The 25,274-nt window shown below is 58.3% G+C and carries 21 protein-coding genes and 1 other annotated feature (1 of these 22 cut by a window edge); of the genes, 7 read left to right on the plus strand and 14 right to left on the minus strand.

Translation table 11 applies throughout. The features are described 5' to 3' along the window. The first annotated feature begins 240 nt into the window (after positions 1-240). On the plus strand, positions 241-2,547 hold the full coding sequence (locus FCN80_RS02845; protein ID WP_136988379.1) for an FdhF/YdeP family oxidoreductase: 2,307 nt from the start codon (positions 241-243) through the stop codon (positions 2,545-2,547). 131 nt (positions 2,548-2,678) lie between these two features. After that, positions 2,679-4,613: an exoribonuclease II gene (locus FCN80_RS02850; protein ID WP_136988380.1), complete on the plus strand. Its 1,935-nt coding sequence runs from the start codon at positions 2,679-2,681 to the stop codon at positions 4,611-4,613. Between the two features lie 99 nt (positions 4,614-4,712). On the opposite strand, the gene kdgT is transcribed toward FCN80_RS02850, so the two are convergent. After that, entirely contained in the window at positions 4,713-5,738 is a 1,026-nt protein-coding gene (gene kdgT / locus FCN80_RS02855) for a 2-keto-3-deoxygluconate transporter (RefSeq protein WP_230492457.1), read from the minus strand. Between the two features lie 454 nt (positions 5,739-6,192). Beyond that, positions 6,193-6,888, minus strand: a complete 696-nt coding sequence (araD, locus tag FCN80_RS02860; RefSeq protein ID WP_136988381.1) for an L-ribulose-5-phosphate 4-epimerase — start codon at positions 6,886-6,888, stop codon at positions 6,193-6,195. Positions 6,889-7,141: 253 nt separating this feature from the next. On the opposite strand from araD, the gene osmB reads away from it, so the two are divergent. Further along, entirely contained in the window at positions 7,142-7,360 is a 219-nt protein-coding gene (gene osmB / locus FCN80_RS02865; protein ID WP_136988382.1) for an osmotically-inducible lipoprotein OsmB, read from the plus strand. A gap of 83 nt (positions 7,361-7,443) precedes the next feature. Here the strand turns inward: osmB and yciH are convergent, their stop codons facing one another. The 5 genes from yciH to pgpB form a co-directional block, all read right to left on the minus strand. After that, on the minus strand, positions 7,444-7,767 hold the full coding sequence (gene yciH / locus FCN80_RS02870) for a stress response translation initiation inhibitor YciH (protein ID WP_136988383.1): 324 nt from the start codon (positions 7,765-7,767) through the stop codon (positions 7,444-7,446). Further along, positions 7,757-8,497, minus strand: coding sequence for an orotidine-5'-phosphate decarboxylase (gene pyrF / locus FCN80_RS02875; protein WP_136988384.1), 741 nt, complete (start codon positions 8,495-8,497; stop codon positions 7,757-7,759). Before pyrF ends, yciH begins: the two co-directional genes overlap by 11 nt. A 214-nt stretch (positions 8,498-8,711) precedes the next feature. Then, on the minus strand, positions 8,712-9,881 hold the full coding sequence (lapB, locus tag FCN80_RS02880) for a lipopolysaccharide assembly protein LapB (protein ID WP_136988385.1): 1,170 nt from the start codon (positions 9,879-9,881) through the stop codon (positions 8,712-8,714). Positions 9,882-9,887: 6 nt separating this feature from the next. Next, positions 9,888-10,193, minus strand: a complete 306-nt coding sequence (locus FCN80_RS02885) for a LapA family protein (protein WP_136988386.1) — start codon at positions 10,191-10,193, stop codon at positions 9,888-9,890. A 465-nt stretch (positions 10,194-10,658) separates the two neighbouring features. Further along, positions 10,659-11,429 (minus strand): phosphatidylglycerophosphatase B, encoded by a 771-nt coding sequence (gene pgpB / locus FCN80_RS02890; RefSeq protein ID WP_136988387.1) that lies wholly within the window; start codon positions 11,427-11,429, stop codon positions 10,659-10,661. A gap of 258 nt (positions 11,430-11,687) precedes the next feature. Between pgpB and ribA the strand changes: the two genes are divergently transcribed. Further along, positions 11,688-12,281: a GTP cyclohydrolase II gene (gene ribA, locus FCN80_RS02895; RefSeq protein ID WP_136988388.1), complete on the plus strand. Its 594-nt coding sequence runs from the start codon at positions 11,688-11,690 to the stop codon at positions 12,279-12,281. A 45-nt stretch (positions 12,282-12,326) separates the two neighbouring features. Here ribA and acnA read toward each other — a convergent pair whose 3' ends face one another. From acnA to topA, 3 genes are all read right to left on the minus strand, one after another. Further along, positions 12,327-14,999 carry an aconitate hydratase AcnA gene (acnA, locus tag FCN80_RS02900; RefSeq protein WP_136988389.1) on the minus strand — a complete coding sequence of 891 codons (2,673 nt, stop codon included), beginning with the start codon at positions 14,997-14,999 and terminating at the stop codon, positions 12,327-12,329. A 260-nt stretch (positions 15,000-15,259) separates the two neighbouring features. Next, positions 15,260-16,234 (minus strand): HTH-type transcriptional regulator CysB, encoded by a 975-nt coding sequence (cysB, locus tag FCN80_RS02905; protein ID WP_136988390.1) that lies wholly within the window; start codon positions 16,232-16,234, stop codon positions 15,260-15,262. A gap of 228 nt (positions 16,235-16,462) precedes the next feature. After that, complete coding sequence (gene topA, locus FCN80_RS02910; protein ID WP_136988391.1) at positions 16,463-19,051, minus strand: type I DNA topoisomerase; 2,589 nt, start codon at positions 19,049-19,051, stop codon at positions 16,463-16,465. A 425-nt stretch (positions 19,052-19,476) separates the two neighbouring features. Here topA and FCN80_RS02915 point away from each other — a divergent pair, with 425 nt between their 5' ends. Continuing rightward, positions 19,477-19,731, plus strand: a complete 255-nt coding sequence (locus FCN80_RS02915; protein WP_136988392.1) for a YciN family protein — start codon at positions 19,477-19,479, stop codon at positions 19,729-19,731. Positions 19,732-19,771: 40 nt separating this feature from the next. On the opposite strand, the gene sohB is transcribed toward FCN80_RS02915, so the two are convergent. Beyond that, positions 19,772-20,818, minus strand: coding sequence for a protease SohB (sohB, locus tag FCN80_RS02920; protein ID WP_136988393.1), 1,047 nt, complete (start codon positions 20,816-20,818; stop codon positions 19,772-19,774). A gap of 280 nt (positions 20,819-21,098) precedes the next feature. Here sohB and FCN80_RS02925 point away from each other — a divergent pair, with 280 nt between their 5' ends. Both FCN80_RS02925 and cobO read left to right on the plus strand, forming a co-directional pair. Next, positions 21,099-21,857: a YciK family oxidoreductase gene (locus tag FCN80_RS02925; RefSeq protein WP_136988394.1), complete on the plus strand. Its 759-nt coding sequence runs from the start codon at positions 21,099-21,101 to the stop codon at positions 21,855-21,857. Between the two features lie 18 nt (positions 21,858-21,875). Beyond that, positions 21,876-22,466 (plus strand): cob(I)yrinic acid a,c-diamide adenosyltransferase, encoded by a 591-nt coding sequence (gene cobO, locus FCN80_RS02930; RefSeq protein ID WP_136988395.1) that lies wholly within the window; start codon positions 21,876-21,878, stop codon positions 22,464-22,466. Positions 22,467-22,489: 23 nt separating this feature from the next. Here the strand turns inward: cobO and rluB are convergent, their stop codons facing one another. The 3 genes from rluB to rnm all read right to left on the minus strand — a co-directional run bounded on the left by rluB (position 22,490) and on the right by rnm (position 25,072). Next, complete coding sequence (gene rluB, locus FCN80_RS02935; RefSeq protein ID WP_136988396.1) at positions 22,490-23,371, minus strand: 23S rRNA pseudouridine(2605) synthase RluB; 882 nt, start codon at positions 23,369-23,371, stop codon at positions 22,490-22,492. A gap of 131 nt (positions 23,372-23,502) precedes the next feature. After that, complete coding sequence (locus FCN80_RS02940; RefSeq protein ID WP_136988397.1) at positions 23,503-24,123, minus strand: L-threonylcarbamoyladenylate synthase; 621 nt, start codon at positions 24,121-24,123, stop codon at positions 23,503-23,505. A gap of 49 nt (positions 24,124-24,172) precedes the next feature. Further along, positions 24,173-25,072 (minus strand): RNase RNM, encoded by a 900-nt coding sequence (gene rnm / locus FCN80_RS02945; RefSeq protein WP_136988398.1) that lies wholly within the window; start codon positions 25,070-25,072, stop codon positions 24,173-24,175. Positions 25,073-25,259: 187 nt separating this feature from the next. After that, positions 25,260-25,274 (plus strand) — a sequence feature (Trp leader region); it runs 89 nt beyond the window's last position.

A 25,274-nucleotide genomic window follows, 5' to 3' on the forward strand; every position in this document is an offset into this window, starting at 1 on the left:
CTCCTTTTGCTGGGTCAACCCGTCAATTATGAGCCAGCATCGCCGGTTGTCGGTATTCAGCGGCGGCAAAGGGACGAAAATATGAGCAATGTCACACTTACTCGCCATAGCCGCCCTCTATCTTGCGATTACGCCATTCAATTAGACGCGCCGGCGAAAAATGCCTAGCATTAACGCATGAGAAGCAAAACAGCAATGTTTGATTAACAATCGTCCTTCATTCACCTGCGAAACATAACAATGAAATTTAAACCCGCGATCAAGCCTTACACCCGCCCGGCCGGCGGTTGGGGTTCACTGGAAGCCACCACCCGTTATGTGATTGACAGCAAACAGGCTTTCAAAAATATCCGCAATCTGCTGCGGGTGAACAAATCCAGGGGTTTCGATTGCCCGGGATGCGCCTGGGGCGATGACAATACCAGCACATTCCGCTTTTGCGAAAACGGCGCCAAGGCGGTGAGTTGGGAAGCCACTCGCAAGGCATTGAATGAAGACTTTTTTGCCGACCATAGCGTGAGCGCCCTGTACAAGCAAAGCGACTATTTTCTGGAATACCAGGGACGCCTGACCCAGCCGCTGCGGTATAACCGGGATACCGATCATTACGTGCCCGTCAGTTGGCAAGAGGCGTTCGACCTGATTGGCCGCCACCTGCGCGGGCTGGATAATCCCAATCAGGCGGAGTTTTATACCTCCGGCCGCGCCAGCAACGAAGCCTCTTATCTCTATCAGCTTTTCGGCCGGATGTTCGGCACCAATAATTTCCCCGACTGTTCCAATATGTGCCATGAGGCCAGCGGCGGCGGATTGAAACAAAGCATTGGCGTGGGGAAAGGCACGGTTCGCCTGCAGGATTTCGAGCAGGCGGACGCGATTTTCGTTTTCGGGCAAAACCCCGGCACCAATCACCCGAGAATGTTGCACAGTCTGCGCCATGCCGCCGATCGCGGGGCCAGCATCGTGACCTTCAATACCCTGCGCGAACCGGGCCTGGAACGTTTCGCCGACCCGCAAAATCCGCTGGAATTGCTGACGCCTAAATCCGGCCGCATCAGTTCCCGTTATTTTCAGCCGAATCTGGGGGGGGATATGGCTGCGGTGCGCGGCATGGTCAAGGCCCTACTGGAAACCCACCGCCGGTCGCTGGCCGAAGGCGGACCCGGCCTGTTCGACGCCGATTTTATCCGCGAACAGACTTCCGGTGTCGAGGCATACCTGGCCAGGGTCGACGCCACCCCGTGGCGGCAAATCATCCGGCAATCGGGGCTTAGCGAGCGACAGCTGCGCGAGGCGGCGGAAATTTACCGTCAGGCCGGCAAGGTGATCTGCACCTGGGCCATGGGCGTTACCCAGCATAAGCACTCCCTTGTCACGGTGCGCGAAATCGTCAATCTGCAATTGCTGTTCGGCCAATTGGGCAAGCCCGGCGCCGGGTTATGTCCGGTACGCGGACACAGTAACGTACAGGGCAACCGGACCATGGGCATAGACGAGAAACCGCCGGCCGCCTTGTTGGACAGCCTTGCGGCCCATTTCGATTTTCAGCCGCCTCGCGCGCCGGGTCACAGCACCGTCGAGGCGCTGGAAGCCATGCTGCGCGGCGACGTCAACGTGCTTATCGCCCTGGGCGGCAATCTGGCCGCGGCGGCGCCGGACACGGCCCGTACCGAACAGGCGTTGCGCCGTTGCGCACTGACGGTGCATATCAGCACCAAGCTCAATCGCAGCCATCTGGTGCCCGGAAGCGATGCGCTTATTCTGCCGACCTTGGGACGCACGGAGCTGGATATCCAAGCCACGGGCAGCCAGTATGTCACGGTGGAGGATTCATTCAGCATGGTGCATGCCTCGGAAGGGGTCAATCCGCCGCTATCCCCATTACAGCGCTCAGAAACCGCCATCGTGGCCGGCATCGCCGAAGCCGTCCTGGGACAGGATCGCATACAGTGGCAAGCCCTGGCGGGGGATTACAACCTGATTCGCGAGCATATCGCCGCCACCCTGCCCGGCTTCGCCGACTTCAATCGCCGTTGCGAGCAACCCGGCGGTTTTTATCTGGGCAACGCGGCCGCCGAATTGCGCTTCGCCACGCCAAGCGGCAAGGCGGAATTCAGCGCCGCCCCCCTGCCGGAAACCCTCTTCCCGCAAAACGGCGATCTCAAGGCGCCGTTTACCTTGCAAACCCTGCGCTCGCACGATCAGTACAACACCACCATTTACGGATTGGACGACCGGTACCGCGGCGTGTACGGCCAGCGCGAAGTGGTGTTCATCCACCCCCAGGACCTGGCGGAACTGGGGCTTCACGATGGCGACACAGTGGATATCGAGACATTGTGGCATGATGGCGTCGTTCGCCGGGTCAGCGGTTTCAAGGCGATAAGCTACGCCATTCCGCGCGGCAATCTGGCGGCGTATTATCCCGAGACCAACCCGCTGGTGCCTTTGTCCAGTTTCGGCGACGGCACGCATACGCCCACGTCCAAATCGGTGCCGGTCCGTTTGGTCCCCAGCCGGACGGCTCCGCCGGCGCGCCTCCTGTGATCTTCCCCCCGTCCCGTCCGGGGCGGGGGGGATTTTTACGGCGTCAAAGACGAGTTACACTTGCCGCCGCCCACCGATTCGCGTAAAACTGTCTGCCGTTAATGAAGCCTTTTTACACTTCCCTGGACATTATGTTTCAAGATAACCCGCTGCTCGCGCAGCTAAAACAGCAACTTCATTCCCAGACTCCGCGTGTTGAAGGCGTGGTCAAGGGTACGGAAAAAGGATTTGGCTTCCTGGAAGTCGATGCGCAGAAAAGCTATTTCATCCCGCCGCCATTCATGAAAAAAGTCATGCACGGCGATAGAATCGTGGCGACGATCCGTACCGAAAAAGAACGGGAGATTGCCGAGCCGGAATCCCTGGTGGAGCCGATGCTATCCCGTTTCGTCGGCCGGCTTCAGTTAAAAGAAGACCGTCTGGCCGTGGTGCCCGATCACCCGTTGATTAAAGACGTCATCCCGAGCAGGCCGGTACGCAATCTTGAACACGAATTTGAGACCGGCGACTGGGTGGTGGCGGAAATGCGCCGTCATCCCCTTAAGGGCGACCGGCATTTCTTTGCCGAAATCACGCAATTCATTACCGGCGGCGACGATCATTTCGCGCCGTGGTGGGTGACGCTCGCCCGGCACAATCTCGAATGCCGCGCGCCGGCGTTCGCCGGCGAGCTGAATCTAAGCGACGACAGCGTGGCGCGGGAAGATTTAACGGGGCTGGATTTCATCACCATCGACAGCGCCAGCACCGAGGACATGGACGATGCCCTGCACGTGGCGTCCGGCGAGGGCGATTCGCTGACACTGACCATCGCCATCGCCGATCCCACCGCCTATGTGCCGGCCGGCAGCGCGCTGGACCTTATCGCCCGGGATCGCGCCTTTACCAATTATCTGCCCGGCTTCAATATTCCAATGCTGCCCCGCGATCTGTCCGATAATCTCTGCTCGCTGCGGCCGCATGAGCGGCGCCCGGTGCTGGCGTGCCGCGTTACCGTCGGCGGCGACGGCGCGTTGCTGGACAAGCCCGGGTTTTTCAACGCCTGGATTGAATCAAAGGCCAAACTGGCTTACGACGATGTCTCGGACTGGCTGGAAAACGCCGGCGACTGGCAACCGGGAAGCGACGCCGTCGCCGAACAGATTCGCCTGCTGCATCGCATGAGTCTGGCCCGCGCCGCCTGGCGTCAACAACATGCCCTGGTGTTCAAGGATCGTCCCGATTACCTGTTCGTCCTCGACGACAAGGGCGATGTGTTGTCCATTCAGGCTGAGCCGCGTCGTGTCGCCAACCGCATGGTCGAAGAGGCCATGATCGCGGCGAATATCTGCGCCGCGCGGGTATTGCGCGACGGTCCGGGCTATGGCATCTACAATGTCCATAACGGCTTCGATGAAACCCTGGTGGAACAGGCGGTGGCCGTGCTGGCCAGCAACGGCATCCAGACCGACGCCGCCGCGCTGATGACATTGCCGGGGTTCTGCGACTTGCGTCGCCGGCTCGACGCCATGCCCACCAGCTATCTCGACAGCCGTATTCGCCGTTTTCAGACTTTCGCGGAAATCAGTAGCGAGCCGGGGCCGCACTACGGTTTGGGGCTGGAAAGCTACGCCACCTGGACCTCGCCCATCCGCAAATATGGCGATATGATCAATCATCGCCTGCTTAAGGACCTGATCACCGGCAGCGCGTCGCAGCGCCCAACAGAAGACGTCATTGCGCGGCTGACAGAGCGCCGCCGTCTTAACCGGATGGCGGAGCGGGATGTGGGTGATTGGCTGTATGCCCGTTTTCTCAAAGGGAAAGTCGGCGACCGCGTTCATTACCCGGCGGAAATCATTGATATTTCCCGCGGCGGTATGCGGGTGCGGTTATGCGAGAACGGCGCGGTGGCCTTCATCCCCGCGCCCTTCATCCACAGCGTGCGCGATGAGCTGGTTTGTAGCCAGGAAACCGGCATTGTGCAGGTAAAAGGGGTGGAAAGATACCGTCAGGGCGACGCCATTGACGTCACCCTTGAGGAAGTTCGTCTCGAAACGCGCTCCATTATCGCCCGTCCCGTATAATACCCGCCGCCGGCGTGCCGGCAGCCCTTCCGGCCCGGCATGTCCGGGCCGTTATTCTTCCGCCGGCGCCACCGGCTCGCCACAGGCGTGTTTGCCGCGTCAGGCCTTCTTGATGGCCGAGCGCGGCGTTTCGACGGACTGGGCTTGCGCCGCCGCGCCTTTACGCGCCTGTTTTGCATATAGCGCGGTAATGATCGGTACCAAAATCGAGGTAACGATAACCGACGTGGCCACCAGCGCGGTGGCTGCCGGCGCCATGGGTTTAAACGCCGGCGCCATTTCGGCTATCAGCACCGGCGTCGCCACGGCGGCGCCCGCCGAACTGGATGCGGCGATCCCCGCCGTGCCATCGCCGCCGCCGATAAATTTATCGGCGAGGATGAGCGGGATACCGGTGATGATAATGACGGCAATACCCAGCAGAATGCCAAGCAGTCCTGTCTGGGCGATAACATGCAAATCAATGGTATTACCCAGCGCGAAGGCGAAGAAAGGAATGAGGGTCTGAACCGCCTTACTGAAGAACTCCCGCAGTTCCGGATCCAGGTTGCCCAGCGCAAAGCCCACTAAAAACGGTAATACCGCCCCAACGAACACATGGGGTTCGAAAGACGCGATGCCGGCGGTGCCCAATATGACCATGGTCATTAACGGCCCGGATTCCAGCGACATCAGTACGAAAGCGCCGGATTCCTCCTTGGTGCCGTATTGCTGCATGATGGATGCATACAGGCCGCCGTTGGTCATATCCATGGATGCCACCAGCGCCAGCGTCGACAACCCGGCGAAGAACCCCGCCTCCACGCCGCCTACCGGCAGTAATCGCGAAGCCAGCGCGGCAACCACCCAGGCTACGGCAATTTTGGCGACCACCAGAGTACCGGATTTGCGCAGTACCGTACCGGTGGCGCTGAGTTTAATGGAGGCCCCCATACAGAAAAACCAGACCGCCAAAATGGGAACCGTTCCGGAAATCAAACCATTGGTGAATGAACCGAAATATTTGCCGGCAGTGGGGGAAAAGGTATGGCACAACGCGCCGAGAAATAGCGGTACCAGCATCATGCCGCCAGGAATTTTGTCTATTGCCCGTTTGATTTGCATCGTCAGATCACCTAAGTTCAAAAAATGTCCTTAAAACAGGGTGCCGGTCCATGGCCATGTCCTCGTTGTTTAACGAGGACGATTGCGTATTAAGCTAACCGGTTACATTTAGTAATACAGTGATCTGCGGCATAAATTAAAACGATGTTTCTTTTTTTTGAAAAATTATTTCAAAAGTTTGGGTATACTATTTCATAATGCGATAACGATCACGGTTTCCCCGCCCATACCGACGACGATGCGCCGTTGACCACGTCTTACGCTTTAGGGAATGACGGTGAATATCATGATATGACGGCCTGTTCCGGCGGTTAGCCGGCCCAGGCGTTGCCATTAAGCGGGGGGATTGCGTAACGAGATAATAGGCAATCAGTCAGGCTGACCGCCTTGAGGACTTGCCGCCCGGTGAACTCGGCGCCCACGGACGATGGGGCATTGCGCCTATTGGACGCCGGCCCCATTGGCAGGAAAACGACTATTGGCCGTAATAAGCGTTTTTGCCGTGTTTGCGCAGATAATGCTTGTCCAGCAATTCTTGCTGCATCGGCGCCAATGCCGGCGTCAGTTGACGGGAAAAAATCCCCATATACGCCAACTCTTCCAACACCACCGCATTATGCACCGCATTTTCGGCATCAGCGCCCCAGGCGAACGGACCGTGTGAATTAACCAGTACAGCCGGTACGGCGGCCGGATCGATAGCCCGTTCGGTGAACGTCTCAACGATTACCTTGCCCGTTTCCCATTCATAGCGGCCCCGGATTTCTTCCGGCGTCATCAACCGAGTACAGGGGATCGGGCCGTAAAAGTAATCGGCATGGGTGGTGCCCCATGCGGGAATATCCTGTCCCGCCTGCGCCCATATGGTCGCGTGCCGGGAATGGGTATGCACGATGCCGCCCAGTGCGGGAAAATGCTGATATAATACCCGATGGGTATCGGTATCGGATGAGGGCTTCTTCTCGCCCTCCACCACCCGCCCGGTGTCCAACTCCACCACCACCATGTCCTTCACGGTCATGGCTTCGTAGCTCACACCCGATGGTTTAATCACCACCAGTCCCCGCTCGCGGTCCACCGCGCTGACGTTACCCCAGGTAAAGGTGACCAAATGGTGTTGCGGCAACGCCAGATTGGCCGCCAGCACCTGCTCTTTCAAATCATCAAGCATCGTGAAGCCCTCTTGCATCCTTGAGGACATTGTCCGGCGCGCCCCAGAAGACCGGTATGGGATAAACGGCTGAAAAACCCCCCAGGTCCTGCTAAAGAGGCGATTTCGCGATCGCGGCGCCGCCACGGGGGTTGATAAGCTTCGGCAAGGATTCAGCCGCCGGTCCGGCTAAACTCGACCAGCCATACTATAATTATTCTCAAGCGACGTTGCTTAACGCCACACGATGTCAGCATCAGTTGAGGAAGGGGAAATGATGAAAAATTCGTCAAAACGAATGGCCGCCGCCGCGCTCGCCGTGCTGCTGGCGCTGTCACTAAGCGCTTGTTCCCATTGGTCGCGGCGTGATCGTAATACGGCCATCGGCGCCGGCGCCGGCGCCATCGGCGGCGCGGTACTGACCAACGGCAGCGGACTGGGTACAGTGGGCGGCGCGGCGGTCGGCGGCATTATCGGCCATCAGGTACATTAATTTTCGAGTCGGCGTCCCGTGCGCCGACTATCCTGAACCGCGCCGCCGATGCCCGCTATATTTTGGCGCGGATGACAACCTGTTCAGCCCCCGGCCAGTTTGACTTTCATTCCCCTGGCCTCCAGCAGTTGTTTCAGGAGATCCCGTTTATCCCCCTGGATCTCAATGACGCCATCCTTAAGCGCGCCGCCGCAACCACATTTTTTTTTCAACTCGGCCGCCAACATCCGCAATGTTTGATCATCGCCGGTTAAGCCGGTTATCAGACAAACCCCCTTGCCCTTGCGGCCGCTGGTCTGACACTGGATACGGATAATCCCGTCGCCGGCGGGGCGTGATGCCGGTTTGGGCGAGTCTTTAATCCGGCCGTTTTCCGTTGAATAGACCAAATGACTGTTATTGTCCATGGGCCCCCCCGCCATAGGGCAACGCGCGCAAAATGCCATATAACGCCTGATCGGGCCGAGCCGCCTGGGTAATGGGCCGGCCTATCACCATATAATCCACGCCGGCCCGTAACGCCGCCTCCGGCGTCATCACCCGCCGCTGATCGGCGGCGTCGCCGCCTGCCGGGCGGATCCCCGGCGTGACCAGCGCAAAGCCGGGACCAAACCGCCGTTTGAACGCCGGGGCCTCCCGGGCGGAGCAGACCACGCCGTCCAGACCACATCCCTGTGCCAGGTCCGCCAGCCGACCGGCATAGTCCTCCGCGCTAAAAGGGATCCCCAGCGCGATAAGATCCTCATCGGCCATGCTGGTCAGCACGGTAACGGCGATAAGCTTTGGCGCCTGCCTGCCAAAGGGCGCCAGCGCCTCTCTGGCCGCCGTCATCATCCGCTCGCCGCCGACGGCATGGACGTTCACCATCCACACGCCGAGTTCCGCCGCCGCCGCCACCGCTTTGGCGACGGTATTGGGAATATCATGGAATTTCAAATCAAGGAAGACGTCAAAGCCCTTGTTCTGTAAGTCCCGTACCAGTTCCGGGCCGAATCGGGTAAACATCTCCTTGCCGATTTTCAGCCGGCAGTCGGCCGGCGAAACCTGATCGGCAAAAGCCATGGCGCGGGAACGTTCGGCATAATCCAGCGCTACAATAATCGGGCTGGCGAAGCCGGGGAACGCAGGGGTCGTCATATCGCGAATCATCGTGGTACCTTTGAGGAAGTGGCCGACTCCGGCGTGGCGCCCATAGGCGGCGCGCGACAGACCGAGAGCCGATTTGCGCAATCCGCCCCATTCTACCCGGCGGACAGGAAAAAGCCCAGCTCACGGACCAGGCCGTCAAGCCTGTGGGGTAATGGCCAGGGAAACCTTCACCGCTTTGCGTCGACGACCCACGGGCCGGGCGTCACTGTTCGTCCAGGCCGCGGATGGGCTTGATGGAAGCCCATGACTTGCAGGATGGACAGTGCCAATACAGGCTGTGCGAGGTAAAACCGCATTTATTGCAGCGATAGCGGGGTTTGGTGCGGATTTGCTCGCCCACCATGGTCCGCAGCACAAGCAGGCTCTCTTTCGCCCGTCCGTCCTCCGCTTCGCTTAAGTGATAATCCATCAGACGATGGAACATCCGCATGGTGGGATGTTGCCGTAACCGGTGGTTGATGTACATCTGGGCGCTTTCGGCCCCCTCGTTGCGTTCAATGACATCGGCCAACAACAGCTCCGCCGCCGCGCCGGTATCCCTTTCCACGCAACGGCGCAAGTACGCGGCCCAGGCTTCCGGCTGATTAAGGTGCTGATAACAGCTTTGCAGGGCCGGCAATGTTTCGCTGACCATTTCCTTATCCTGATCCAGCACCCGCTGCAACGCGGCCACTGCCGCCGAATAGTCCTGGCGCGCCATCAGGATGCGGCCCATCATGATAGAGATGCGCGAGCAGTTCTTATCCGCCGCCGCGCCCTTCTTCAAGAAGGCCATGGCTTTATCCTGGTCATCCCCGCTCATGGCCTGTAGAGCCAGTTCGCAATAAAAATGCGCGATTTCCGCGCGCCGATGATCCTTGCCCATCCTGACCAGCTTTTCCGCCGTCTCGATAGCCTTGGCCCACTCGCTGGTGGCCTGATAAATTTGCAGCAACTGTTGCAGCGCCCCTGAGCGGAAATCATTTTCATCCACCAACTGGGCGAACATTTCCTCGGCGCGGTCATAGAAGCCGGCGGCCATATAATCCCGGCCCAACTGCTGCACGGCCAGCAACCGCTGCTCGAAACTCAGGGAGGTGCTTTCCATCAGAGATTGATGGATCCGGATGGCGCGATCCACCTCGCCGCGGGACCGGAACAGATTACCGAGCGTGAGATGGGCTTCCACGGTATTGCTGTCCTCTTTAAGCATATCGAGGAACAGATCCACCGCTTTGTCCTGCTGATTGGACAACAGAAAATTCACCCCCGCCACATACTCGCGCGAAAGGCGGTTGGCATCCTGCTCTTTGTCCTGCTGCGCGCTTCTGCGGCCCATGTACCAGCCATAGGCGGCGGCCACGGGCAACAACAGAAACAGCAGTTCCAACATAACGGGTTATTCCTTACCGGCGACGGGCGCGGCTATTTCGCCATGGCTATCGGACGCGGGCCTATGTTCCAGTTTTTTGATACGGCGCTCGGCGCGCATCAGCGCCAGCCTTAGTCGCAGATAGAACAGACCGCAAATCACCCAGCCGAGAATAAAACCCATCGCGAAAATCCAGGTCAACAGGGTTGATACCCGATATTGCCCCTGGGCCAGTAAGTAATTGAAGGTAACAATCTGATCGTTATGCGCCCCAAAGGTGACGGAAATAATGAAAATCACCAGAACCAGCAAAAATATCAATACATATTTCACATTTTTTCCCGCAACAGCGCTGACCAATGAAACACGCCGGAAAACCGGCTCCATAGGGGTATCGACTCTGAATACTTCGCGTTGCGTCGCGGCGGCAAGGGAGCGACAAATTCGTCGGGAACGAATTTGAACCGCCAACGGCGGGCCTCCGGCGAGAGACAGGATGTCTCTCATCACCCCCAGGAGCATAGCCGACGATATGACCTGACTATGTGACCTGACTGTGTAACCTGTCGATATGACCGGGGTGACCGAACGCAGCCAACAAAGAGGCAACGTGAAGTATGACGAGTATAAAGTAGCATTTCCCGTGGTCCTAAGGAAATCCCGCGCAGCATTAAAGGGTCATGGCGAGAACAAATGCCGCCGCTTGCGACGACGGTAAGCCGGATGGACATCGTCCCCCCGCGTCTCTTAATCATAGCCGTTGGCGGCGAAGCGGTACCCACCCGGGTCAGGCGAAAATCAGCCGGCCCGTCGGGACTCGGGACGACGGAGATTCCCCGTTTCCTCCGGCGCGGGCGACAGCGGGCCAATCAGGCATTGCGCCAGCCAGCAGGCCGATGTCACTAACATAAAGGCGAGCGCAATCCCCATTGCCACGTCCCGTGGCCAATGCATGCCCAGCACCAGGCGGCTTATCATGACCATGGCCGACCAGAGCATCACAACGAACGCCGTTTTGTAGTGCCGCCGCGGCCAGAGCAGACCCAATGCCAGCAGACCCCAACTGGCGGCGAACACCGAATGGCCCGAAGGGAAGGCGAAACCCGTCTCATGCTGCCAGTGCCGCCGAAGCCAGTCAGGGATCCGCTTTTGCTGTTCCAGCGCATCTTTCACCCATTGTCCCCGTGCGTGACGGGGTAACGCGTAAAAAGCCCGCTCATTCATGCCGTAGTTGCCGGCCATCCACACCACGTACGGGCGCGGTTCCCGCACGCCGTTTTTAATGATGGACTTGGCGCCCTGGCCGAGCAACAACACCGCCAGTAAAATCCCCGCCAACGCCAGCGCCTGCCGCCAGCGATACCGCAGACACCACAAGAACCAGCCGCCCAGAACCAGGCTGCTGAGCACGCCCCAGGGCGCGGTGACGGTCTGAGTTACCCAGAACAGCGCCCGCCACCACCAGGCTTCGTTATCCGGATGCCACTGCCAGCCACTGACCCACACCGACAATGGGATTATCATGAATATCAACGCACCCAGTCCGGTGCGTTTCGCTATCGCCAACATAAGGCCTTCCGTCAAGCTTTGCCGCAAAGCGCACCCTGGCCGGAGGGCGAAATGCGCATATCGGCCGGTGCGTGTTGGAAATTGTGACAGGCAAATGACAACTTTGCCATGAATAAACGCGAATCCGTCGCCTGTTGCGGACGAATTTATGGCAAAATACCTGGCTAATGGAATTTTGCGCATCAATTTTTCCCGGGGCTGGTCAAACAAGCCGGGAACCCGTAGGATGCGCGTCATTATCTGGTTTTGGAGAGCGACATGCAGCTTAAACGTGTGGCAGAGGCCAAACTGCCGACTCCCTGGGGCGACTTTTTGATGGTCGGCTTCGAAGAAATCGCCACGGGACACGATCACCTGGCATTGGTTTATGGCGATATTTCCGGCGTAGAGCCGGTATTGGCGCGGGTGCATTCGGAATGCCTGACCGGCGACGCCCTGTTCAGCCTGCGGTGCGATTGCGGTTTCCAATTGGAGGCCGCCCTGACGCATATCGCCGAGGAGGGCCGGGGCGTGTTGCTTTATCACCGCCAGGAAGGCCGCAATATCGGCCTGCTGAACAAAATCCGCGCCTATGCCTTGCAAGATAAGGGCGCCGACACGGTGGAAGCCAATCATCAGTTGGGTTTCGCCGCCGACGAGCGGGATTTCACCCTTTGTGCCGATATGTTCAAGCTACTGGGCGTCGAGTCGGTGCGGTTGTTGACCAACAACCCGCAAAAAGTCGAGATCCTCGCCGAAGCCGGGATCCGCATTGTCGAACGCGTGCCGTTGATCGTTGGGCGTAACCCGGAGAACGCGCGCTACCTCGATACCAAGGCGGCCAAGATGGGCCACTTGCTCAACGGTGAATGACCCTGCGCCATCGGCCTCCCGATGGCGGCCGATGGGCAAAGCGCCTTACAGCATCCTGCGAATGACATAATTCAAAATGCCGTTATGGCGAAAATAGGTCAGTTCGTTGCCGGTATCAATGCGGCAGCGGGCGCGGATTTCCTCCCGGCGGCCATCGCCATAGGCCAGGGTGACCGAGACCGTCTGCCCGGGCGCCAGATCGTCGAGTCCCCCAAGACTTATCCGTTCATCCCCCTTGAGACCCAGCGATTGCCGGGTGGCGCCCCCGGTGAATTCCAGCGGCAGGATGCCCATGCCTATCAGGTTGGAGCGGTGAATACGCTCGAAGGATTCGGCAATCACCACCCGGATCCCCAGTAATTGCGGCCCCTTGGCCGCCCAGTCGCGGCTGGAGCCCGAACCGTATTCTTTACCGGCGATCACCGCCAGCGGCACGTTTTCCTGCTGGTAGCGCATTGCCGCATCATAAATGGCCAAGGTATCGCCGGAGGGGTAATGGCGGGTAATGCCGCCTTCCACGCCCGGCACCATTTCATTGCGGATGCGTATGTTGGCGAACGTTCCGCGCACCATCACTTCATAATTGCCGCGCCGGGAGCCGTAGGAATTAAAATCCCCGACCTCAACGCCGTTTTCGCGCAGATAGCGGCCGGCCGGGCTGTCCACTTTGATATTCCCCGCCGGGGAAATATGATCAGTGGTCACGGAATCGCCGAGCAGCGCCAGAATACGCGCTTCGTGGATATCCGCCACCGGCTCGGGCGCCTTGCCCATCTGTTGAAAAAACGGCGGCAAGCGGATGTAAGTGGAGTCTTTTTGCCAGCGATAAGTGGGGGTCGACGCCACGTTGATCGTTTGCCAATCGTCATTGCCGGTAAAGATCGCGCTGTATTCCTTATGGAACATGGCGCGATCCACCAGCGCGACCGCATCGGCGATCTCCGCCGAACTGGGCCAGATATCCCGCAGATACACCGGTTTGCCTTCCGGGTCGTTTCCGAGCGGATCGGCGCTGAGATCCACCAGCATGCTGCCGGCCAGCGCGTAGGCCACCACCAGCGGCGGCGATGCCAGCCAGTTGGTTTTCACCAAGGGATGGATGCGTCCCTCGAAATTGCGATTGCCGGATAACACCGCCCCCACCGTTAAGTCGCCGGCCTTAATGGCGGCTTCGATGGGATCTTTTAATGGCCCGGAGTTGCCGATACAGGTGGTGCAACCGTAGCCCACCAAATTAAAGCCCAATTGATTGAGGTAAGGCGTCAGGCCGGCGGCCGCCAGATAATCGGTGACCACTTTCGAGCCGGGGGCGAGGGAGGTTTTGACCCAGGGCTGCGTCCTAAGCCCCTTTAATACCGCATTGCGGGCGAGCAATCCCGCCGACATCAGAATATTGGCGTTGGAGGTATTGGTGCATGATGTAATGGCGGCAATGACTACCGCGCCCTGGCGAAGATCGAATTGGCCGCCGTTCAGCTCCACATGCTGGGAATCGCTGTGGCGGGCGCGCTGGTTGACGCCCAGTTCGTCGCTGGCGCGAAATGCCGCCGGCACATCCGGCAGGGCTACCCGGTCCTGCGGCCGTTTCGGCCCCGCCAGGCTGGCGACCACGGTGCCCATGTCCAGCTCAAGGGCGCTGGTAAAACGCGGCGCGTCGCCGGGCCGACGCCACAAGCCCTGAGCCTTGGCATAAGCCTCCACCAACGCCACCTGGTCGTCGCCGCGGCCGGTTAGGCGCAGGTAAGCCAGGGTGACGTCATCCACCGGGAAAAAGCCGCAGGTCGCGCCATATTCCGGGGCCATATTGGCGATGGTGGCCCGGTCGGCCAGCGGCAAATCATCCAAACCGTCGCCGTAGAACTCCACGAATTTGCCCACCACGCCGTGTTTGCGCAACATCTGCGTCACCGTCAAGACCAGGTCGGTGGCGGTAATGCCTTCTTTAAGCTTACCGGTGAGTTTAAACCCCACCACGTCAGGGATGAGCATCGACACGGGCTGGCCGAGCATGGCCGCTTCCGCCTCGATTCCGCCCACTCCCCAACCCAGTACGCCCAGACCATTGACCATGGTGGTATGGGAATCGGTACCCACCAGAGTGTCGGGATAAGCCAGCTCCCCGTCGTCTTGCGTCTCATGCCATACGGTTTGCGCCAAATACTCGAGATTGACTTGATGGCAGATGCCATTGCCCGGCGGCACGACGCGAAAACGGCTGAAAGCCTGCTGGCCCCAGCGCAAGAACGTATAGCGCTCCAAGTTCCGTTCCATTTCGAGATGGTTGTTTTCGGCATAGGCGCGATCATCGCCGTAGCGGTCCACGGTAACGGAATGATCGATGACCAAATCCACCGGCGACAAGGGATTCACTTTATCGACATCGCCGCCAAGCCGCCTGACCGCCTCGCGCATCGCGGCCAGATCCACCACCGCCGGCACGCCGGTAAAGTCCTGCATTAACACCCGGGCCGGACGATAGGCGATTTCCCCTTCCGCATGGGTATGCTCCAGCCAACCGGCTATCTGGCGCAAATGCGCTTCCGTGACAATATCGTCATCTTGATGACGCAGCAGGTTTTCCAGTAGCACTTTTAATGATTTGGGCATGGCATCCAGTGATCCGAGTTCGCTGGCCGCCCGTTGCAGGCTGTAGAAAGGGTAGGTTTTATCGTTTACCGTCAGGGAATCCTTACTGACTTTGCGAATATTCGACGACATAACTCCTCCAGGCTATTATCACCGTCATCTTTTGCGTTACGGCAAGGCGTAGGCGGGAACCACCCTGCCGCAACGCAAAATTGCGGGGGGAATAATATTTATTATAGTCATAACCCTATGGGAATTGAGGCTATCGCGCCACGATTTTATATAATGACTGCAACTTTTTCATAACATCGCCATGTCCAACCTTGGGGAGGGGCGGCCCCGCCGTTACCGCGCCAGGGTGAGCAGCCTGACCGATGAGCCTTCCGGCGCGGTTATTTGACCGGCAATTTAATGTCCCGGAACATCGTCTCGATTTCCTCGTTTGAACGCAAGGCAATGGCCGTGTCCACCACATCCCGGGTTAAATGGGGCGCGAAGCGCTGGATGAAATCATACATATAACTGCGCAGAAAGGTACTGCGCCGAAAACCGATTTTGGTCGTACTGAGGGCGAACATGGCATCGGCGCTGATTTTCACCAAATCCGGATCGGATTCGCTGTCCACCGCCATATTGGCGATAACGCCGACCCCCAGTCCCATTCGCACATAGGTTTTAATGACATCGGCATCGGTGGCGGTGAAAACGATGCGCGGGGTCAGACCAGCCCGGTTGAAGGCGGTATCCAGTTCAGAGCGGCCGGTAAAGCCGAAGGTATAGGTCACCAACGGATACGCCGCCAATTCTTCAATGCTCACATCGGTTTTGCCGGCCAAGGGATGGTTGGGCAATACCACGATGGCCCGGTTCCAGTGATAGCAGGGCAACATCACCAAGTCTTCGTACAAGTGCAGAGCCTCGGTGGCGATGGCGAAATCCGCCACGCCCTTGGATACCGCTTCGGCTATCTGCGTGGGGGATCCCTGGTGCATATGCAGCGATACGCGGGGATAGCGTTCGATAAAGCCCTTGATCACTTCAGGGAGGGCGTAGCGGGCCTGGGTGTGGGTGGTCGCCACATACAGGGAGCCTTTATCGGGGTAGGTATGTTCGCCCGCCACCGATTTGATGGCCTCCACTTTGGAGAGCACTTCGCGCGCGATACGAATGATTTCCTGCCCCGCCGGCGTGACTTGGGTGAGATGTTTGCCGCTACGGGCAAAAATCTGGACGCCCAGCTCGTCCTCCAGCATGCGCACCTGTTTGCTGATGCCGGGTTGTGAGGTATATAGCCCCTCGGCGGTGGAGGAAACATTCAGATTATGATTCACCACTTCGACGATGTAACGGAGCTGTTGCAATTTCATAATTGTCATCCTGGCATAACATGGCGCAAGGGTACTGTTTCGAGTCGCTGTCACTTTGCGTGGCCGGCTTTTTATCAGCATCAGACTGCAAACAACATTTTGCAATTAATACTATTTAATCATAAAAAATCTGTATATATAACTTATTTATAAACCAAAAAAAAACCAACCCGCAGGTTGGTTTTCCTTGAGCCGCCATAGCCCGCCATCGGCTCGGCCGCCAGCCGATTATTTGGCTACCGCCTGCCATTTGCCGTCAGTATAAAACGCGGTCCACCCCGTGGCTTTACCGTCTTTTTCCGACGCGACATATTGCTGTTTGGTCTTGCGGCTGAACCGCACCAAGGTTTTGTTGCCATCGGGATCGGTTTGCGGCGCATCAGCCAGATAACGCAACTTTTCCGGTAACCGGTCGCGGAAACGGGCCAATTCCTCCACCAACGGCGCACGGGTTTCCCGCGATTTCGGGAAAGTGTTGGCCGCCAGGAACACGCCGGCCGCGCCGTCGCGCAGGACGAAATAGGCATCTGATTTTTCGCACGGCAATTCCGGCAACGGTACCGGATCCTCTTTCGGCGGCGCGACCTCGCCATTGCGCAGGATTTTGCGGGTATTGCGGCACTCGTCATTGGTACATGCCATATACTTGCCGAAACGGCCCAGCTTCAAGTGCATATCGGATCCGCACTTCTCGCATTCCACCACCGGGCCGTCATACCCTTTGATGCGAAATTCCCCCTCTTCGATTTCATAACCGTCGCATAAGGGGTTATTGCCGCAAACATGCAATTTGCGGTGATTATCGATGAGATAGCTGTCCATGGCGGTGCCGCATTTCTTGCAACGCCGGCGCGCGCGCAGGGCATTGGTCTCGGCATCGTCGCCTTCCAGCACATTCAGGGTTTCCGATTCCGGGATCAGATTGATGGTGGTCTTGCATCTTTCCTTGGGCGGCAGCGCGTAACCGGAGCAACCGAGGAACACGCCGGTACTGGCGGTGCGGATCCCCATTTTACGTCCACAGGTCGGGCAATCGATGGTGGTCATCACCATCTGGTTCTGCCGCATGCCCCCCTCTTGCGGATCTTTCTCGGCCACTTCCAGCTGCTGGCTGAAATCGGTGAAAAACGAATCCAGCACTTCCTTCCATTCCGCCTGATTGGACGCCACCTGATCGAGTTTGTCCTCCATGCGGGCGGTGAAATCGTAATTCATCAGCTCGCGAAAATTTTCCTCCAGCCGATCGGTGACGATTTCCCCCATTTTTTCGGCGTAGAATCGCCGATTTTCCACATGAACGTATCCGCGTTCCTGAATGGTGGAAATAATGGAAACATAGGTGGATGGCCGGCCAATGCCGCGCTTTTCCAGTTCCTTTACCAGCGACGCTTCGCTATAGCGGGCGGGGGGCTTGGTAAAATGCTGGCTCGGCAGCAGTTTTTCCAACTCCAGCGTCTGCCCCACTTGAACGGCGGGCAATGTACGATCCTCATCCCCTTTGCGCAACGCCGGCATCACCCGGGTCCAGCCGTCAAAACGCAGGATGCGTCCCTTGGCCCGCAGGGAAAACTCGCCGGCCTTGACCGTCAGCGTGGTGGAATCATACAGGGCCGGCGTCATCTGACAAGCCACGAATTGACGCCAGATCAGTTGGTAAAGCTTTTGCGCATCGGCTTCCATGTCCTTTAGCTGTTCAGCCAGATTGGCCACATCGGAAGGCCGGATAGCCTCGTGGGCTTCCTGGGAATTTTCCTTGCTGGCGTACTCGTTGGCCTGCTTCGGCAGATATTTCCCGCCGAATTCCCGTTCGATATACCCGCGGGCCATGTTGAGCGCATCCTGGCTCAGGTTGGTGGAATCGGTACGCATGTAGGTGATGTGCCCGGCCTCATAGAGACGCTGGGCCAGCATCATGGTTTTTTTCACGCCGTACCCCAGCCGGGTGCTGGCGGCCTGTTGCAGCGTGGACGTGGTGAAGGGCGCGCCGGCTTTGCTGCTGGTGGGCTTATCCTCGCGGTCGGCGATGACATAGCGGGCTTTTTCCAAGTGCTCCACCGCCGCCTGGCTTTGCGCTTGGTTGACCGGTCTGAAGGGTTTGTCGCCTTGATGGGTGACTTGCATTTGCAATAGCGACTGGGCCGACACCCGCAAATCGGCATGCAATTCCCAATACTCTTCAGGCACAAAGGCCTTGATTTCCCTCTCCCGCTCCACCACCAGACGAACGGCCACCGACTGCACGCGGCCAGCCGACAATCCGCGCGCCAGTTTTTTCCATAACAGCGGCGAAACCATATATCCCACGACCCGATCCATGAAGCGCCGCGCCTGCTGAGCGTTCACCCGGTCGATATTCAGCTCGCCGGGGCTTTTGAAGGCCTGGGTGATGGCGTTGCGGGTGATTTCGTTGAACACGACCCGGCTAAAACGCTGGGCGTCGCCGCCGATCACCTCGCGCAAATGCCAGGCGATGGCCTCTCCTTCGCGGTCAAGGTCGGTTGCGAGATAAACGTGTTCGGCTTCCTGCGCCAAGGCCTTGAGTTCGGTCACGACCTTTTCTTTGCCGGGCAAAATCTCATAACGGGCTTTCCAGCCATGATAAGGATCTATTCCCATGCGATTAACCAATGCACTTTGCGCGTCGCTTTTCCCTTTCGTTTTTTTCGTTGTTTCGGCGCTTTTTTTACTGGCGGAACCGCTGGTGGGCAAATCACGGATGTGACCGACGCTGGACTTAACCACGTAGTCATTACCTAAGTATTTATTAATCGTTTTGGCTTTCGCCGGGGATTCAACGATAACGAGAGCTTTACCCATTTTTACCTTTACCTGAATGATTTCTTCTGTAAAAAGAAGCTTTTTTGTGCGCCAGACCCTGGCTGGGCTTGCCTCTGTTTTTATATTGCGGCAGCACCGCCAAAAATCAACCTCTTTCTCAACGGGTGTTTTCTTGATTGCAACATTCAATTAACTCTCTGTTAAATATAATAAATTTATCAATATTAACCCATGATATTGATAAATTCATTACCGAAACGGGCTGACCGACTCGTCCGGAGCCATGGAGGCCCACACTGTACATGATTAAAAACTTGACGCAACTTATTAGCGATGCAAAAAAGACCTCGGTTGTAAACCAATTAAGGAAAAAAAGTCCGCTTTCCGAATAAACCTTAGTCTGTTTGCAGCCAAACACAACCGGGGATTACAATAGTCCCGGCATTGACACAGGAGCGAAACTTATGCGTGCGAACACCACCCCCATTGATCGGCAGAGCCTGCTTGCCGAGGCGAATAGAATCATTCGCGAACATGATGAATATATGCACGGAATGGAAGCGACCGACGTTGAGCAAAAAGGCGGCGTGCTGGTTTTCCGCGGCGAGTTCTTTTTGGACGAGAACGGAATACCCACCCGCAAGACCACGGCGGTGTTTAATATGTTTAAACACCTGGCCGTCGTCCTGTCGGAGAAATATCATTTGCAGGAAGGGTAATTTGACCATGAGGGGGCCGAAACAGCCGGCCCCGCTAATATTACAGCAATGGCTTTTGGCTCCGTTGCCACCAATGCAGCAACCGTCCCTCGATACTTAACGCCGCACTATCGGTAAAACGCGAAAGCAAACGTTTACGTCTGGTGTATTTGATACCGATAACTTCATGATCGGCCATTTCGGCAATCAATAACTCATCACTGGTGCCGATGGCGTCAATGAGGCCGAGTTCCCTGGCCTGGCTGCCGTACCAATGTTCCCCGGTGGCGACCGCATCGATATTCAGCGTGGGGCGCATATCCTGGACAAAGCGTTTGAACAATTGATGGGTTTCGTTCAGGTCCTGGCGAAATTTTTCCCGTCCCTGTTCGGAATTTTCGCCAAACAGCGTCAAAGTCCGTTTGTAGGCGCCGGCGGTATGTAATTCGATATCGATATCATTACGCTTGAGCAAGCGGTTAAAATTGGGAATCTGCGCCACCACGCCAATGGAACCGAGAATAGCGAACGGCGCGGCGATGATCCGATCGGCCACGCAAGCCATCATGTAGCCGCCGCTGGCGGCGACCTTATCCACCGCCACCGTCAGGCGAATGCCATGCTCGCGCAGCCTTTGCAGTTGCGACGCCGCCAACCCATAGCCGTGAACCACCCCGCCGGGACTTTCCAGTCGCAGCAGCACCTCGTCCTCCGGTCGGGCGACCGCCAGCACCGCCGAAATTTCCTCGCGCAGCGAGCTGACCTCACCGGCATCCATGCTGCCTTTGAAGTCCAGCACGTACAAACAGGATTTGCCCGCCGCGCCGTCGCCTTGGCGGGCGCGGGCGCGGGCCAATTTGGCATCCTGCTTTTCCTGTTTTTTAAAGCGCTTGTGCCAGATACGCTGCTCGGCTTCACCCATACGGGCCAATTGCATCTCGCGCCGCATCTCGCGATAGTGCTTGCCCAAATCCTGTATCTGCAGTTCGCCCTGACGCCGCCGTTGCCGCTGCCGCAAACCGATAACCAACAACAAGACCGCGCCGATGGCTAGAACCACGGTGACGGCCTTGGCCAGAAATAATCCATAATTGAGTAAAAATTCCACACTGCCGCCTTGGGTAAAATGATTTGCATGAGACTTATTCTAACCAACGACCGGCTTTCCGTCGCCAGATAATTCGGAATATTCCTGATAAACTGCACAGTTACCGCAATCCGGCGCCCCATCGGGACGCCGTGCCCCTCCCCCTACCCATCCCCTGGTCCATCCTTTGGCCGACCGCAGACGATGCATTGAAATCGGGCGGCCTTTCAGGCATAACAGGAAAAGCCATTCCGGCATCCACCGCCGAGCCGGCCGTTCCCGTCAGTCAAAGGAGTACGACGTGTTTTACCAGCCCGCGCGCAATCTGCTGCAACAACGTATCATTATGGTGACCGGCGCCGGCGACGGTATCGGGCGCGAAGCGGCCTTAACCTATGCCCGTTACGGCGCGTCGGTGATCCTGCTGGGCCGAACGGCGGCCAAGCTGAACGCGGTGCGCTCGCGTATCGCCGACGAGGGCGGCGCCCAAGCCCGCGTGGTGGTCATGGACCTGTTGCAAGCCGCCGATGAGGATTACCGGCGGCTGGGCGAGGAGTTGCTGGCCCAAGTGCCCCGGTTGGACGGTTTGCTGAACAATGCCGGTCTGCTCGGCGAAGTGGCGCCCATGGCGCGTCAATCCGCTGACAGTTGGCGCCAGGTCATGGCGGTGAACGTTAACGGTACCTTTTTGTTGACCCAGGCCATGCTACCGCTTTTGCTCAAGGCGTCCCGGCCGTCGCTGGTGTTCAGCACCTCAAGCGTCGGCCATCGCGGGCGCGCCAACTGGGGCGCTTACGCGGTATCGAAGTTCGCCACCGAAGGTATGATGCAGGTTCTGGCGGATGAATACCCGGTCGGAACCCTGCGGGTCAATAGCGTGAATCCCGGCGGTACCCGCACGGCCATGCGGCGGCGGGCCTTCCCCGACGAAGACCCAAACAGACTTCCGACCCCGGCCGATATCATGCCGATATATCTTTACCTGATGGGTGACGACAGCCACCGCAAAACCGGCATCTGTTTCGATGCCCAGCCGGGCCGCAAGCCGGGACCGGCGTGAAAAGGACGAAAAGAAATTATGAGCGAAGAACGCCACCAGCAACGCCAGCAGCGCCTCAAAGAGAAAGTGGATGCCCGGATCGCCGCCGCCAATGAGCAGCGGGGAATTCTTATCGTGTTCACCGGCAACGGCAAGGGAAAGACCACCGCCGGCTTCGGTACGGTCACCCGCGCGGTCGGTCACGGCATGCGGGCCGGCGTGATCCAGTTTATCAAAGGACAATGGCCCAACGGCGAACGCAACCTACTGGAAGCCCACGGCGTGGAATTCCAGGTCATGGCCACCGGTTTTACCTGGAACACCCAAGACCGCGTCAGCGATCGGGCCGCCGCCCAGGAAGTCTGGCAACATGCCCGCCGCATGTTGGCGGATGACACCCTGGATCTGGTCCTGCTCGACGAGCTCACCTACATGGTGGCCTATGATTATATCGATTTACCCGAGGTTATCGCGGCGCTTAAAGCACGGCCCCATCACCAGACCGTCATCATTACCGGACGGGCCTGCCACCGTGAACTGACGGATTTGGCGGATACCGTCAGCGAACTGCGGCCCATCAAGCACGCCTTCGACGCGGGTATCAAGGCGCAGCAAGGCGTCGATTGGTGAATTCCGCAAGGTCGGCCCGGATGTCAATCGCCGGCGCGTTTGGCGCCCGAGCCGCCCCTTCTTCCCGACGTGAGCTGGGTGTGGCGTTTTACCGCCCGGCGGATTTGGTTGGCTTTCAACCGGCGGCGGTCGCGCTCAACCGGTACCTTGGATACCGTTTCAGCCGGCAGCGATACCAGCTCGCGCAGATAATTGGTCTGGGCCAGCGGCAGTTCGGTCCAGCCGCCGCGCGGTAACCCCTTGGGCAGGGCGATATCGCCATAGCGGGTGCGGATGAGACGGCTCACCTGCACGCCGACCGCCTCCCACAAACGCCGCACCTCACGGTTGCGCCCCTCGTTCAATGTCACGTTGAACCAAAGGTTAACCCCTTCGCCGCCCTGAAAACTTAAGGTCTTAAACGCGCCCGGCCCGTCTTCCAGTTGCACGCCCTGGGTCAATAGCCGGCGTTTTTCGTCATCCACCTGGCCGAAGACCCGCACCGCGTACTCCCTTTCCACTTCATGACGGGGATGCATCAGCCGGTTGGCCAGCTCGCCATCGGTGGTAAACAGCAACAACCCGGAAGTGTTGATATCCAGCCGCCCGACCGCTATCCAGCGCGCGCCCGTAAGCCGCGGCAGCCGATCAAAGACCGTGGGACGCCCCTCGGGATCCTTGCGGGTGCAAAGCTCCCCTTCCGGTTTATAATAAGCCAGTACCCGGCAGACGGATTCATCGGAAGCCGCGACGGTGATCACCCGACCGTCCACCCGAATCTTTAACGCGCCGACGGCGTCGACCCGATCGCCCAACGTGGCGATCTTGCCATTGACGCTAACGCGGCCCTGTTCGATAAGGGATTCGATTTCCCGGCGGGATCCCTGGCCGGCGCGGGCCAGGACTTTTTGCAATTTTTCGCTCATGGCGCTTCCTCACGTGTCGCCTTCACAGGCGTCTGGTCTGGTTGAACCGCCGCGACAAAGCGTCGCGCGGCCGCACATACTACACCAATTTTAACCCCGGGGGCTATATCGGACGCGAACGCGGCGGCGACTTAAAGAAACGGCGAAATATCACCGACCCCTTCGCGGACCACTTTAGGCGTATCCTCGGTTAAATCGATAACCGTCGTGGGCTGCTGTCCCAGAAACCCGCCATGGATCACCAGGTCGACCTGTTTGGCGAGATGATCTTTGATCCGCTCCGGATCCGACTCGGCGAAATCGTTACCCGGCAGCATCAGGGTGGTGGACATCAGCGGCTCGTTCATGCTTTCCAGCAGCGCCACGGCAATAGGATTGGAGGGAACCCGCAAACCGATGGTTTTGCGTTTTTCATTCATCAAACGACGGGGCACCTCTTTGGTGGCCTTGAGGATAAAGGTGTATTTGCCCGGCGTATTGTTTTTGATCAGACGGAAGGCCTGGTTATCAACATAAGCATAAGTGGACAATTCGGACAAGTCGCGGCACATCAAAGTGAAATTATGATCGCCGTCCAACTGGCGGATACGGCAGATCCGCTCCATGGCGTTCTTGTCCTCCAGGCGGCAGCCCAGGGCATACCCCGAATCAGTGGGATAGACGATGACCGCGCCGTTGCGCAGTTGTTCGACGGCCTGATTAATCAGCCGCAACTGCGGATTCTCCGGATGGATAGTAAAAAACTGGCTCATTAACACTCCTTATTTCGTTTCGCGGGATGACTGCCCCGGTAAACCCTGTTTATCCCTTTACGTTAAAAGCGGCCGACGGTGAAATCTCGTCGCCCTTCGGCCAATCCCGCCATATCGGCTCCACTGTACCTGGCAGCCAGAGTTTGCGTCCTAATTCGATCCAGGCGCAAGGCTGATGAAAATCGGACCCTTGAGAAGCCAGCAATCCCCGTTCACGGGCATAGCCGGCCAGCAAGGTCCTTTCCTGCGGCGCCTGCTGGCAGGAGGCCACTTCGATACCCTCGCCCCCCGCCTCGGCGAAATGATCCAGCAGACGTTTCAGCCATTTGCCCGAAAGCCGGTAGCGGCCCGGATGGGCCAGCACCGCCTGCCCGCCGGCCTGCCGTATGGCGGACACGGCTTGGGCGATAGTACACCACTGCGCCGGCGCATAACCGGTTTTACCTTTGGACAAATATTTCTTGAATACGCCGGCCAGCGTGTCGGCGGCGCCGACGCTCACCAAATAGCGGGCGAAATGGCCGCGGGTTATCGCCGCGCCGTCGGCGAAATCGCCGGCGCCGCGCCAGGCATTCAGGATACCGGCGCGCTCGAGACGCTCGGCGATAAGCACCGCCCGTTCCCGCCGCCGCACCCGTTGGGCCGACAACAAACCGGTCATGGCCGGATGCGCGCCATCGAACGCCAGCCCGACGATATGAATTTCGTGATGCAGCCATAAGGTGGAAATTTCCACCCCCGGCACCAGCGTTATCGGCAGATTACCGTCGATAATGGCCCGGCGCGCCGCCGGCAGGCCATCCAAGGTGTCGTGATCGGTTATCGCCAGCACGTCTACCCCCATGGCGACCGCGCGCGCCACCAGTTCCTCCGGCGTCAGGACACCGTCGGACGCGGTGGTGTGGCTGTGCAAATCATAAAGGGTGAGCAGTGGAGATTTGAACGTCAAACATCTACCTTACATTGTCAATGCCGTATGTCGTCCTATCATAACGTTTATCCTTGCGGATTCGTACCCGTAAGATTATTTGCCGAATTTAAGCGGCGGCTGTTGACAATTCATTGCCGAACTAGTTTACTAGTACGCAAGATTAACACGTAATGAGAATCCCATGATGTCGATGACGGCGGTTATGCTTCGCTGGTGGCGC

Origin of the sequence: Martelella alba, assembly GCF_005217455.1 — a bacterium.
Lineage (GTDB): Bacteria > Pseudomonadota > Gammaproteobacteria > Enterobacterales > Enterobacteriaceae > Acerihabitans.

Excerpts from the sequence above, each read along its gene's own strand:
- FCN80_RS02845 (WP_136988379.1), top strand. The coding sequence starts at position 241 with ATGAAATTTAAACCCGCGATCAAGCCTTACACCCGCCCGGCCGGCGGT.
- rluB (WP_136988396.1), bottom strand. The coding sequence starts at position 23,371 with ATGAGCGAAAAATTGCAAAAAGTCCTGGCCCGCGCCGGCCAGGGATCC.
- acnA (WP_136988389.1), bottom strand. The coding sequence starts at position 14,999 with ATGTCGTCGAATATTCGCAAAGTCAGTAAGGATTCCCTGACGGTAAAC.
- araD (WP_136988381.1), bottom strand. The coding sequence starts at position 6,888 with ATGCTTGATGATTTGAAAGAGCAGGTGCTGGCGGCCAATCTGGCGTTG.
- topA (WP_136988391.1), bottom strand. The coding sequence starts at position 19,051 with ATGGGTAAAGCTCTCGTTATCGTTGAATCCCCGGCGAAAGCCAAAACG.
- FCN80_RS02850 (WP_136988380.1), top strand. The coding sequence starts at position 2,679 with ATGTTTCAAGATAACCCGCTGCTCGCGCAGCTAAAACAGCAACTTCAT.
- FCN80_RS02915 (WP_136988392.1), top strand. The coding sequence starts at position 19,477 with ATGCGTGCGAACACCACCCCCATTGATCGGCAGAGCCTGCTTGCCGAG.
- cobO (WP_136988395.1), top strand. The coding sequence starts at position 21,876 with ATGAGCGAAGAACGCCACCAGCAACGCCAGCAGCGCCTCAAAGAGAAA.
- osmB (WP_136988382.1), top strand. The coding sequence starts at position 7,142 with ATGATGAAAAATTCGTCAAAACGAATGGCCGCCGCCGCGCTCGCCGTG.
- cysB (WP_136988390.1), bottom strand. The coding sequence starts at position 16,234 with ATGAAATTGCAACAGCTCCGTTACATCGTCGAAGTGGTGAATCATAAT.
- pgpB (WP_136988387.1), bottom strand. The coding sequence starts at position 11,429 with ATGTTGGCGATAGCGAAACGCACCGGACTGGGTGCGTTGATATTCATG.
- ribA (WP_136988388.1), top strand. The coding sequence starts at position 11,688 with ATGCAGCTTAAACGTGTGGCAGAGGCCAAACTGCCGACTCCCTGGGGC.
- pyrF (WP_136988384.1), bottom strand. The coding sequence starts at position 8,497 with ATGACGACCCCTGCGTTCCCCGGCTTCGCCAGCCCGATTATTGTAGCG.
- yciH (WP_136988383.1), bottom strand. The coding sequence starts at position 7,767 with ATGGACAATAACAGTCATTTGGTCTATTCAACGGAAAACGGCCGGATT.
- lapB (WP_136988385.1), bottom strand. The coding sequence starts at position 9,881 with ATGTTGGAACTGCTGTTTCTGTTGTTGCCCGTGGCCGCCGCCTATGGC.
- FCN80_RS02940 (WP_136988397.1), bottom strand. The coding sequence starts at position 24,123 with ATGAGCCAGTTTTTTACTATCCATCCGGAGAATCCGCAGTTGCGGCTG.